7 protein-coding genes and 5 tRNA genes are annotated in these 12,198 nt (G+C 47.5%); all 12 read right to left on the bottom strand.

Features of this window, described 5'->3' with window-relative positions:
- Positions 1–26: 26 nt before the first annotated feature.
- The 12 genes from glmS to ACQ5BJ_RS25965 all read right to left on the bottom strand — a co-directional run bounded on the left by glmS (position 27) and on the right by ACQ5BJ_RS25965 (position 12,189).
- Entirely contained in the window at positions 27–1,862 is a 1,836-nt protein-coding gene (glmS, locus tag ACQ5BJ_RS26020; protein ID WP_430110994.1) for a glutamine--fructose-6-phosphate transaminase (isomerizing), read from the bottom strand.
- Positions 1,863–2,688: 826 nt separating this feature from the next.
- Positions 2,689–4,032 carry a phosphoglucosamine mutase gene (gene glmM, locus ACQ5BJ_RS26015; protein WP_430111064.1) on the bottom strand — a complete coding sequence of 448 codons (1,344 nt, stop codon included), beginning with the start codon at positions 4,030–4,032 and terminating at the stop codon, positions 2,689–2,691.
- Between the two features lie 140 nt (positions 4,033–4,172).
- Complete coding sequence (locus tag ACQ5BJ_RS26010; protein WP_268622683.1) at positions 4,173–5,615, bottom strand: CdaR family protein; 1,443 nt, start codon at positions 5,613–5,615, stop codon at positions 4,173–4,175.
- Positions 5,608–6,432, bottom strand: coding sequence for a diadenylate cyclase CdaA (gene cdaA / locus ACQ5BJ_RS26005; RefSeq protein ID WP_005544429.1), 825 nt, complete (start codon positions 6,430–6,432; stop codon positions 5,608–5,610). The genes ACQ5BJ_RS26010 and cdaA overlap by 8 nt, the downstream gene beginning before the upstream one ends.
- A 189-nt stretch (positions 6,433–6,621) precedes the next feature.
- Positions 6,622–7,239 carry a zf-HC2 domain-containing protein gene (locus ACQ5BJ_RS26000; protein ID WP_040735545.1) on the bottom strand — a complete coding sequence of 206 codons (618 nt, stop codon included), beginning with the start codon at positions 7,237–7,239 and terminating at the stop codon, positions 6,622–6,624.
- A gap of 197 nt (positions 7,240–7,436) precedes the next feature.
- Positions 7,437–8,003 (bottom strand): RNA polymerase sigma factor SigW, encoded by a 567-nt coding sequence (gene sigW, locus ACQ5BJ_RS25995; RefSeq protein ID WP_005544433.1) that lies wholly within the window; start codon positions 8,001–8,003, stop codon positions 7,437–7,439.
- A 372-nt stretch (positions 8,004–8,375) separates the two neighbouring features.
- The gene (gene ppc / locus ACQ5BJ_RS25990) at positions 8,376–11,165 is read right to left on the bottom strand and encodes a phosphoenolpyruvate carboxylase (RefSeq protein WP_005544434.1); all 2,790 of its coding nucleotides are present in this window, start codon (positions 11,163–11,165) and stop codon (positions 8,376–8,378) included.
- Positions 11,166–11,778: 613 nt separating this feature from the next.
- A tRNA-Gly gene (locus ACQ5BJ_RS25985) sits at positions 11,779–11,852 on the bottom strand.
- Positions 11,853–11,861: 9 nt separating this feature from the next.
- Positions 11,862–11,938, bottom strand: a tRNA-Pro gene (locus tag ACQ5BJ_RS25980).
- A 15-nt stretch (positions 11,939–11,953) separates the two neighbouring features.
- Positions 11,954–12,030 (bottom strand) — tRNA-Arg (locus tag ACQ5BJ_RS25975).
- A 7-nt stretch (positions 12,031–12,037) separates the two neighbouring features.
- A tRNA-Gly gene (locus ACQ5BJ_RS25970) sits at positions 12,038–12,112 on the bottom strand.
- Between the two features lie 3 nt (positions 12,113–12,115).
- Positions 12,116–12,189 (bottom strand) — tRNA-Gly (locus tag ACQ5BJ_RS25965).
- Between the last annotated feature and the right edge of the window lie 9 nt (positions 12,190–12,198).

The following is a 12,198-nucleotide window of genomic DNA, read 5'->3' as shown; positions in this document are numbered from 1 at the left end:
CAAGTGCCCTTATCAAAACAGCTTGCTTATTCCACCGTCACACTCTTCGCCAAGTTTCTTGGCTTATCTACATCATTGCCTCGTGCCAAGCTTGCATAGTAAGCAACAAGCTGCAATGGCACTACAGACAAGGCAGGAGACAAGCGAGACAGCGTAGCCGGCAATACGAACATGCCGTCAACCGCCTTCTCTACAGCGGCAGCATTCGCTTCGTCGGTAATCCCGTAAACGACACCGCCGCGCGCCTTCACTTCCTTGATGTTGCTTACCGTCTTCTCAACAAGAGCAGACTGTGTTGCCAACGCCATGACAGGTATGCCTTCTTCAATCAAGGCAAGTGTGCCGTGCTTCAACTCACCCGCTGCATACGCTTCGGAATGAATGTACGAAATTTCCTTCAGCTTCAGCGATCCTTCCAATGCTACCGCAAAGTCCAGACCGCGGCCGATAAAGAACATATTGTCATGCTTCGCAATGTCTTCTGCCACCCGCTTCAGCTCGTCAGATTGCTCCAAAATACGCTCCACCTGCTCCGGCAGTGCCTGCATCGCAGCAATCTGTTCGTTAATCCATGCTTGATCATGCAAGCCAAGAGTCTCAGCCCAGTACAAGCTGAATATCATGAACGCGATTAACTGCGATGTATATGCCTTTGTGGAAGCAACAGCAATCTCAGGCCCTGCCCATGTCACGATAGTATCGTCTGCCTCACGGGCAACCGAGCTGCCTACAACGTTCGTAATTGCCAGAACAGTTGCACCACAGCGTTTCGCTTCACGCAGAGCCGCAAGTGTATCCGCCGTTTCGCCAGATTGGCTGACCACGATAACAAGCGTCTGTGGCGTAATAATTGGCGAACGGTAACGATACTCTGAGGCGACATCTGTCTCTACAGGAACACCTGCACATTGCTCGATCAGCGTCCGTCCGACAAGACCTGCATGGTAGGCAGTACCGCAAGCGACAATATGCACATTGCGAATCTCTTTTAATTTCTCCGCAGTCAAATGTTTCAGTTCAGGAAGCTTGATTCCACTGCGATCTTCCTTCATTCTACCGCGCATTGTGTCGCGATATGCCTTAGGCTGCTCATGGATTTCTTTGAGCATGAAATGGTCGTAACCGCCTTTTTCCGCAGTAAGCACGTCCCAATCGACAACAATCATTTCCCGAGAAATAAAATTCCCCTCTAGTGTCATCAATTCGACAGCATCCTTAGTCAGTACCGCCATTTCGTTGTCGTTCAAAATATACACTCGACGCGTATATTGCAAAATTGCCGGAATATCCGAACCAATAAAGTTCTCGCCTTCCCCAATACCGATAACGAGTGGGCTTGCGAAGCGAACAGCAACCAGCTTATCCGGCTCATATTCTGTCAGGACAGCCAGTGCATAAGCACCGCGCATACGCGCTGTAGCCTTTTGCACGGCCTTAACGATATCCCCGTCATATTCTCGAGCAATCAGATGAGAGATGACCTCTGTATCCGTCTCAGAAAGGAATGTGACACCGGAAGCGATTAGCTCTTCCTTCAGCTCCATATAGTTCTCGATAATGCCGTTATGCACAACAGAGAACTTCATCGATGCATCTGTATGTGGATGTGAATTCTCATTCGACGGCTTGCCATGCGTCGCCCAGCGAGTATGACCAATACCTACAGTACCTCGCAGCGGCTCCTCCTCCAAATGAGAAGCGAGCACAGCAAGTCTGCCCTCCGACTTGCGCACTTGCAAGCCTTCCGGTGTGAATACAGCAATACCAGCAGAGTCATAACCGCGATACTCCAGCTTGCTGAGTCCTTCCAACAACACCGTTTGAGAATTTCTAGCTCCAATATATCCGACAATACCACACATAATATAGACCTCCGATTATTCGCGGCCTCTCCAGTAGGCGACGTCGCACACAGAAGTCCATGCCCCATAAGCGTGAGTGCATAGCATTATTGGATTATTTTATAAATTCAATATACTCATGGATCACAAAGCAGGTCTATAGAATAGCCCCGCTAATCACTGATCGCCAAGCAGCCAACAAGCTCGCATAGCTGGCTTGGACTCTGTGCGCTCTGTCCATCCATGAGACAGCCCGATTCATAGTTATTATTAATTACTTTAATCCTTGATTGCGATAATAATTCGCTTCATGACAAATTGAATACAGGACTCTCATAGAAACCTTGCCTCTGCAAGTGTATCTATACCCTATATCACATACCTTCGTAAGCACTCGTTGTCAGGAAAGTCGCCTCTCCTGCATTCCGAACATGCTATTACGGTGCCGGTAACACACCGGGAGGTCCCCGCCGAACATTTCGAACACCTCCACCTCGTCCACTCGCTGCAATGGCCGATTCAGCAGCAAGCGCTGGCGCTTATTGAACGGTTGCCCGTTACATTGCCAACCTCACAATCCTCACTTTCTATATATGAATGAACTTCCTAACTCTTAGCTTCAAAACTAAGGAAGATACCGTCATCTCCCAGCATACACTGTTCCTGCATCATACACCGGCTTCTTGGTTGAGCAACAAGGCATCGGCTTAGCCTCGTCCACTCTGCATTAGCAGAACCGTGTTCTTTATTATATTCACTTTAGACAGTTTTCGCAACAATTGTACATAAAATAGGAAAAAAGCCATCTACCTGACATCGTCAAGTAAACGGCTTTCAGCAAGTCCTATTAAGCTAGTTCTATCTGTACAACCTCTACGATACGATTCACATAGCCCTCTATAATATCCGCCTCAGGACCTTCAGCCATAACACGAATCAAGGATTCTGTCCCGGATGGACGAACAAGCACACGACCATTATCGCCAAGCTCCTGCTCAACTTCCGCAATCACCTTTTCAATGGCTGCATTCCCCTGGTACTTCGACTTATCGCCAACACGCACATTCACAAGCACTTGTGGATACTTGCGCATTAAGGATTTAGCTTCACTCAACGATAGGCCATTCGCTTTCAAAGTAGCAACGAGTTGGATACCAGACAGCATTCCATCTCCTGTCGTATTGTAATCCAAGAAAATAACGTGTCCGGATTGCTCGCCACCCAAGTTATATCCGCTGCGACGCATTTCCTCCATTACGTAGCGGTCACCGACTGCAGTTTTCGCTGTGTTCAAGCCATGCTTCTCAGCACCCTTGAAAAATCCAATGTTGCTCATTACAGTCGTTACGATAGTATCGCCATTCAAACGTCCAGCCCGCTTCATTGCATCTCCGCAAATGAGCAGGATGAAATCACCGTCTACTTCCTCACCATGTTCATCGATCGCTATCAAGCGATCTGCATCGCCGTCGAAGGCCAAGCCCAAATGCGCCTTATGACGCAGCACTTCTTCCTTCAGCTTTTCTGGGTGCGTCGAACCGCAATGGTCATTAATGTTCAGGCCTGTAGGCTCCGCTCCAATTGCAATTACTTCTGCACCTAGTTCACGGAACAAGCGCGGCGCCAGCTCGTAAGCGGCACCATGCGCACAATCAAGCACAATGCGCATTCCATCGAAGCGTTGGTCAATTGTCGATTCAAGGTACTCGATATAGCGCCATTTCGCTTCTGTATCAACCGCTACCGTACCGAGACCTTCGCCGATCGGACGAGGAAGCTCATCTTCGGCGGCATCCATCAATTGTTCAATCTCAAGTTCTGTCTCATCCAGCAGCTTATAGCCGTCGCTGCCAAAGAACTTAATCCCGTTATCCTGAACAGGGTTATGGGATGCAGAAATCATGACCCCTGCATCTGCCCCCATTACACGAGTCAAATACGCTACAGCAGGCGTAGACAATACGCCAAGCTGGATGACATCCGCACCAATGGACAGCAAGCCAGCTGTCAAGGAAGCCTCAAGCATACGGCCAGATATTCGCGTATCCATGCCGATAACCACCTTCGGCTTGCCCGATGCTTGCTTAGTCAGTACATATCCTCCGCAGCGTCCAATTTTATAAGCAAGCTCCGCAGTCAATTCCTGATTTGCTACACCGCGTACACCATCTGTACCAAAATATTTCCCCATCGTTCGCTTCTCCTTCATGCTGCTATTCACCAAAATGATCTTGGCGGTTATCGCCTGAAACGATAATTTCATGTTTGCAGCATCTTTATCACGTAAATTTAAACTTTCATTATGCTATTCATTCTTAGATGTTACGCTCGCTAGCCGGCGTGATCTACGGAGCCAGTAACCGCATCAACTGGTGACCCTTCCGACTCATTTGAGGAAGGTGGATTTGTATCATGTGTTCCAGTCGAAGGATTACCTGAATGCCCTGTCTCATTCTGGGTTCCTGATGACGAGCCGTTGCCTACATCCTCTGGGATCGATGTAGGTGGCTTTGGATCAGGCAATGTCGTTACAGGAGCTTCCGTGTCCTTAATCACAACCTTGATTGTCAGTGGAGCTGGATCCACTCGTCGAACGAACCGAGGCAAATTCACCTGCAAGTTCACTGTATGCTCACCAGGCGGTAAATCATTCACGTTGGCAATCAACTGAATATCGCTTACCTTGAGCGCGTCAATCAAATTTGGAGCACCGACAACAACAACGTCCATCTTGCGGGAAGCCGGTTCCGCAATCGTCGTCTCCAGACGATCATTGTCGCCCGTAAGGGTAATCGGCACATTCAAAATCGTCCGCTGCTTTACACCTGAGATTTGCAGCTCGACAGTAATCTCACTCGGTTCTATTTTCTCAATGTTCGGTGGCGGCGTCAATTGTACCTTTAATTTATACGTTCCTGGCGCTTCAAATTGGCGTAAATCGACATGTACATTGTCAATGTATTCGATTTTATCTAGCGCTTCCTGAGGGCCATATAGGGTCACCTGATTTACATCTGGCGACAAGACTGACACAGCTAGTCCTTCTGCCAATTGGCCTGTCAAATTCACCTGCAGCGGCACTGTCTTGAACGGCTTCGTGATTGGCACTTCGACCTCCACGAATGACGGTGTCAGAACAGCTCCTTCAACTTCCTCGCCTCTTGCATTATAAGCAGTCAATTTCACCCGCTTCGAGATGACAGACTCATTCGCCTTATCCACATTTACCGTACCTACTATCGATTTTACTTCAGCCATACGGGATGCAGGAAGTGTCACATGGACCCGGTTCGAAGGGCGCACGATTGGAGTTCCAGCCTTATATCCATTGGCAGGGGTTCCTTCTGTACGTACTTGTACCTCAAATTCCTTCGTCTGCACATCTTCTAGCTCAATCGTAGCACTGCTCGGCTGCATCGACAGCAAATCGATCCCCTGCGGCAGATCATGACGGAGCTGTATCACATGCTTTCCTTTCCCATAACCGGTTAAGTCCAGTGTTACTTTATAATCCTCCGGCAATGCAGATGCAATCGCTGTTCGCTTCCCACGAACCTGGATCCGCACCTTATCCGGCCGTATGGACTTAATCACCTGCTGCTTCGTATCCAATCCTACAATTCGGACTTGGACATCATCTATCCAGCGTGATTCCATGAGCGGCTGTGGAGCAGTTGGTGTCGTATCATCCTTATGTACTACAGCGAATAACAGTACTCCCAATACTAAAGCAATAATCTTCGCTGTATTATTGTTCATTAACCACTTATCCATGATGCTCACCTTTTCGTTTCCAGAACAATCGCAGTTCTTTCTTCGCCTTCGGCTTTAATTCATCGAACAGCTTGGATATGAGTGACTCTTCCTTAATATCACGCACAACTTGTCCATTTATCGCGAGCGATACTTGGCCTGTTTCCTCTGAAACGACAACGGAGATTGCATCGCATACTTCACTGATCCCAATTGCGGCCCGATGTCTTGTTCCTAATTCCTTACTGATAAATGGATTCTCGGACAACGGTAAATAACAAGCTGCCGCTGCAATTTGGCTGCCTTGTATAATAACTGCCCCATCGTGCAGTGGTGTATTCGGTATGAATAGGTTAATGAGCAGCTCGGAACTGATACGCGAGTCCATGGCAATCCCTGACTCGGTATATTCATTCAGCCCAGTTACACGCTCAAATACGATGAGCGCACCAATCTTCCGGCGCGACATATAATTAACCGCCTTAATTAGCTCACTAATTACACGAGCTGTTTCATCTTCTTGTACTACTGCACGTCCGCCGAACATTTTCCCCCGGCCTAGCTGCTCTAAGGCGCGCCGCAGCTCTGGCTGGAAAATGATCACGATCGCTAACACCCCAAACGTAAACATCTGATTCATTAGCCACTTCAGCGTATACAAATCAAACCACGTACTAATCGCCCAAGTAACAACGAGGATAAATATCCCCTTCAGAAGTTGGACAGCACGCGTCCCGCGGATGAGCACGAGCAGCTTATAAATTACATAACTAACGATTAAAATATCAATGATATTCTTGATCGTGTCCTTCCACGACATGTCCGCAAAATAATTCATGCAGGTACCCCCGGCGTTCGTTTCCCCTGATAAGATCCTGATGAGAAGATGAAGCATCTCTCTACGTATAACTATAACCTTTTCGTCATCATGAAGCAAAATTTATATTCCAGCCTTATCCATGCTTACAAAAAAGCCCTCCTGCAATAGCTGCAGGAGAGCCTCGGTACAACAGATACGGATGCTGACTTATGGCAGCGACGGCCCTGTGCCGAACAAGTTCGTAAGCTGGTACCACATCCAGCTTAGAGCTTCGTCGATTTGGTGAACCGATCCCGAAATATTTGCCGTAGATGCTTGATACAACTTACCGTCAATGACAGTAACATCGCCCTTCACCTTGCCGTACACTTCCGCGACTCCGTTATGGATCGTTAAGTTACCTGATATTACTTTATCCGAAGGTACGATGACCTTATTGTTCTCTACGACAACCCCATTCAGGTCAGCGCCCTTGACCATAAGCTGCTTATCCGCATTCCACATACTTAGCGCGCTTGTCATCATGACCAACACAAAGACGGCTGCTACTGTAATGGCCGGGTGACGTTTGACCCACAGCATAAACGCACTTTGCTGCTTCGGCTTCGGAATAACGCTCATGACCCGTGCCGTCAAATCATCCGATACAGGCTGCACACGGTGATTGAAGCTGTACAGCAGACGATCCATCTCTTCTAACTGACGAAATCGTTCGCGGCAATCCGGGCATGCAAGCATATGCTGTTTCAATTCGAGTGCATATTCCGGTGTCAAATCGTCATCTAGTAAATCATGCATTAATGAGACGGCTTGTTTGCAATCCATTTGAGCCAACCCTTTCATGGAGTCTCCAATCAGATACGGCAGCTCATCCTATAAAGAATGAACTTGTCTGTGACATATCGTCATGCGCCGATGAGTCCTTTCCAGCAATGTACACATTTTGGCCAAGGCTCATTCGGCTTGTTATACGATACGACCTGAATGCAAAATAGTTTCACTCTTTAGCCTGCTATTTTTTATCAGATTTTACGTTCCAGCTTCTTGCGGAGAAATTCCCTTCCCCGGTGCACCCTTGTCTTGATTGTGGTTACGGGCATATCCAGCACATCGCTAATTTCCTGCAGCGACATATCCTTTAAATAACGAAGCACCATCACGGTCTTATACTTGGCAGGGAGACTTTCTATTGCCTCATGAACCAATTTCTGCGTCTCACTTACCAGCAAGTACGTCTCCGGCGTGCGATCATCGCTAGGGATCATTGCATACCCATCGATACCCTCCTGATCATTCATCTCTGCATCAAGGGAATAATTTGGCTTCCGTTTGCGCAAGCGATCAATGCACAGATTCGTTCCGATCCGATAAATCCAAGTTGAAAATTTCTGATTTTCATCGTATCGATCCAAGTTGCGATATACGCGCAGAAATGTATCTTGAACAACATCTTCTGCTTCGTGCCGATTGCTCAGCATGCGATAGGCAAGATGGAATATTTTATCCTTATATAAATCGACAATCTCGGCAAACGCTCGCGTATCCCCTTTTCGAGCCAATCTCGCGAGCCGTTGTTCTAGCGTATCCAAGCGGTCTCCCTCCATCCTCACTGCTCGTTATGCCGATGTCTTTCTCCATCATTGGGCTCAATGACAATGCCGGACATCGTAAGCAGGAATGCGAACCTTGGGAGCAACGTAACTCACTGTGCTCACGAACATCACCAATATTTTAGCAATGCTCAATGGCTCATCCGGGAAGTTCTGTTCCCTGCTTGCCGCTGCCCTAGGGTATGGGTGTGTCGTGAAGGAGCAATGCTGCTCTTTCTCGCCAGCGCACCCTTTCCGATGCTTAAACACAGGAAAAGTCGAGCCTTGATCGCTCAAGACTCGACTGCATCGTCGCTACTTCGTGCTGTTTACGTATCGACGTAGCCTGCGGAATCGATCATTCCGACATTATCAACCTGTATTCCGAAGTCCAGCTGCAATACCGTTAATGGTAAGCAATACTTCACGCAGCAATACCGTGTCATCCTCACCGTTCTCGCGAAGCGCACGCAGCTCTTCCAACAGTTCAACCTGCATATAGCTTAGCGGATCCACATATGGATTGCGCAAGCGAATCGATTCCTGGATGACAGGAACATTGTCGAGAATATCCTCTTGTCCGGTAATTTGCAGTATTAATGAAGAGGTTAATTTGAATTCTTCCTCTATTTGAGTAAAAATACGCTCGCGAATCGTCTCGTCCTTAATCATGCCCGCATATTCCTTGGCAATGACAAGATCCGCTTTCGCAAGTGCCATCTGCAAGCTGTCGATCATAGATTGGAAGAAAGAATAATGTTGATACATATGGCGCATCGTTTCCATATTCTCTTCCTTGCCTTGATAGAAGCTTTGCAGTCCTGTTCCAGCTGCATACCATGCAGGGAGCAGGTATCGGCTCTGTGTCCATGCGAATACCCACGGAATCGCACGCAAATCCTCAAAGCGGTCGCTATTTTTCCGTTTGGAAGGACGTGAACCGATGTTCAGCTCTCCAATTTCCGGAAGTGGTGTGGACTCCTTAAAGAATGTCATGAAATCCGGATCACGGAAGATCAAGTCCTGATACTTCTTCAAAGAAGCCTGGGAGATGCTCTCCATCAGATCCTTCCACTTGGATTCATACAGATCCGTATGCGGAGTACGAGCCAGCATTGCCGCTTGAATGAGCGCAGAAGTAGCCTGCTCCAAACTTCGATATGCAATGCCTTGTACAGAGTAACGGGAAGACAGCACTTCACCCTGCTCCGTAATCTTGATTCCGCCACCAATCGTATGAGGAGGCTGAGCCAAAATACTGCGGTTCAATGGCATACCGCCACGACCGAGTGCACCGCCGCGTCCATGGAAGAACTTCAATTTTACATCGTAATTCTTTGCAGTCGCAGTCAGTTCCTTCAGAGCCATGCGAAGTTCCCAATTCGCCGTAAATGCTCCGCCATCCTTGTTGCTGTCTGAGTAACCAAGCATGATCTCCTGCAAATCATTCATCGCCTCAACAGCACTGCGGTAAATCGGCAAATCGAACAGCGTCTTCATGATCGCTGGTGCAGCATGAAGGTCATCAACCGTTTCAAAGAGCGGAACAGCCTGCAAGGTGCATTGAACCTTGCCCTTCTCTTTGCGGAACAAACCGACTTCCTTCGCAAGCAGCATTACCTCAAGAACGTCGCTTGCTGCCTCAGCCATACTGATCAGATAGCTGGTAATACATTTTTCACCGAATTCCTTCTGTGCATCATAGACGATACGATACACATTCAGTACTTCAGTTGTGGACTCACTGTATTGAATATATTCCGATATCAATGGACGCGGGTCATTCAACAATTGATTAAGAAGCTCAATCTTCTCTTCTTCACTCAAACTGCTGTAGTTGTCCACGATATTCATATTAGCCAAAATTTCCGTCATCGCATTTTCATGCTCTTTGCTATGCTGACGAATATCGAGTGTCGCCATGTGGAAGCCGAACAGTTCTACTTGACGAATCAGTTTCTTCACATACGTGTCTGATACATAATCCGCGAAATGGTGTCGCAAGCTCCGGTCGATTATTTTCAGATCTTCCAAGAACTCAAGCGGCGTATTATAACGCTGCATTGTCCCCTTCGTCGACTCATCCAGTATATTATTCAACTTCTCGAACATGTAGATCAGCTTAATACGGTACGGTTCCTTCTCGTTGTTCCAGAACCCCGCATGCGTCAATGTTACATTGCGGCTGTCCTCAGCAATAGAGGAGAGCAATTCTTCGGACACCGATACAATTGATGTGCTGAAGCTTAGCGTACGGAACAGCGATTTCAAGCGTTCTTCGTATTTGCGAATTGCAAGTGTACGCTGCATTTTCAGCGTTTCCCATGTTACATCATGGGTAACAGAAGGGTTGCCGTCACGGTCGCCACCAATCCAGGAGCCAAAGCGAAGGTAAGTTGGCACATGCCATCCCCCTGATGGATAATACTTATCCAGGCAGCGCTCCAATTCATGATATACATCAGGCAATACATCGAACAGCGTTTCATTGAAATAGAACAAACCATTTCGCACTTCATCGAGTACAGTAGGCTTGCGATCACGCAGCTCGTCCGTTTGCCAGAGTGTAATGACTTCGTTCAACAGCTTATCTCGCAATTGTTCGCGCTCACGATGAGTCAACGTTGGATTGTCCAACATCGTAACATCATCTGCAATACGCTTGTGAATATCGAGAATGGCCCGACGCATCGCCTCAGTCGGGTGCGCCGTTATGACAAGTTCCAAAGAAATGCTTTCAATTATTTCTTGCAATTGTTCTTCGGACACTTTGCGCTCCTTCAACTCCATGATCACACTTTCAATGGATCCTGGTTGAATGCTTTCGCCGGCAGAGCGTTCATAATCGCGTTTACGACGGATCCGATGATTCTGTTCTGCAATATTCACTAACTGGAAGTAGATAGCGAATGCACGAATCACTTGATGTCGGATTTCGGGGTTCAACGTATTGATGAGTTGCTTAAACTCCTCATACAACTCGGGTAAAAATACGGCACGCAATGATTTACTGAGTTCGCGGATCTTCTCCACGATATTAAGCAATTCATTACCACCTTGATGGACGAGCACTTCGCCGAGTATATTACCCAGAAAACGAACGTCCCGCCGCAACATATTGTTAGAATTCACCTTGTTTGCGGTTAACGTTAGATCAGTCATTCGTCTCCCCCTATCTCTGCAATTCAGTTCATTCTGATAAAGACTTTCTTAACATCATACTACAAATTGAGACGAAAATCTTTACTTTTCATTGAAAAAATCGCACGTTTGAATTGTATCCCCTTACATTGGTTCGGGTTTACAATTTGTTGTTTTCGGATATCGTCCCCCTCTCTCCTCGTCTTACAATTTGGTTTATGTATAGCAATAATCCTACTCATTATATTTCGTGTACCGCCCACAATTGATACATGATCGTCTGCTGAGCAAAGCATTACCGAATTTCATCAAAATAAAAAAACGCCTCCCGGCGCGTTGATTTCATGATGAGTAATGATGGAAATACTCCGGTGCTATCGTGCCTCCCCATTGTCGGCACCTCACGCTATCTCCCGGACGCGCGACCTGAACCGGTATTTCAAGAAGCAGCAGCGCGGCATTCAACATGTCTGATCTGAAAAAATGGAGCCTCTCAGATCCATTCGGTTATTGTTCATGTTGACGCTCGTCCTACTTGAGTATTTCCTCGAAGTCTTTACGGACGGTCGAACCCTGGGCTTCTCATCCCATCTATACATACAAAAAAAACGCCCTTCGGCGTTACTTTTTTAAATGGAGCGGGTGATGGGAATCGAACCCACGCTACCAGCTTGGAAGGCTGGAGTTCTACCATTGAACTACACCCGCATATTTAGATGGTCGGGACGACACGATTTGAACATGCGACCCCCTGGTCCCAAACCAGGTGCTCTACCAAGCTGAGCTACGTCCCGATACTGTATTTAAAATGGCGCGCCCTGAGAGATTCGAACTCCCGACCTTTTGATTCGTAGTCAAACGCTCTATCCAGCTGAGCTAAGGGCGCATATATATGGAGCGGACAACGAGATTCGAACTCGCGACCCTCGCCTTGGCAAGGCGATACTCTACCACTGAGCTATGTCCGCATATGGAGCGGGTGATGGGAATCGAACCCACGCTACCAGCTTGGAAGGCTGGAGTTCTACCATTGAACTACACCCGCATATTTAGA

It is taken from the genome of Paenibacillus sp. B1-35, assembly GCF_050474385.1.
Classification (GTDB): domain Bacteria; phylum Bacillota; class Bacilli; order Paenibacillales; family Paenibacillaceae; genus Paenibacillus_B; species Paenibacillus_B alvei.
The sequence above is the reverse complement of the archived record's forward strand: the minus strand, read 5'-3'. Positions and strand labels throughout refer to the sequence as shown.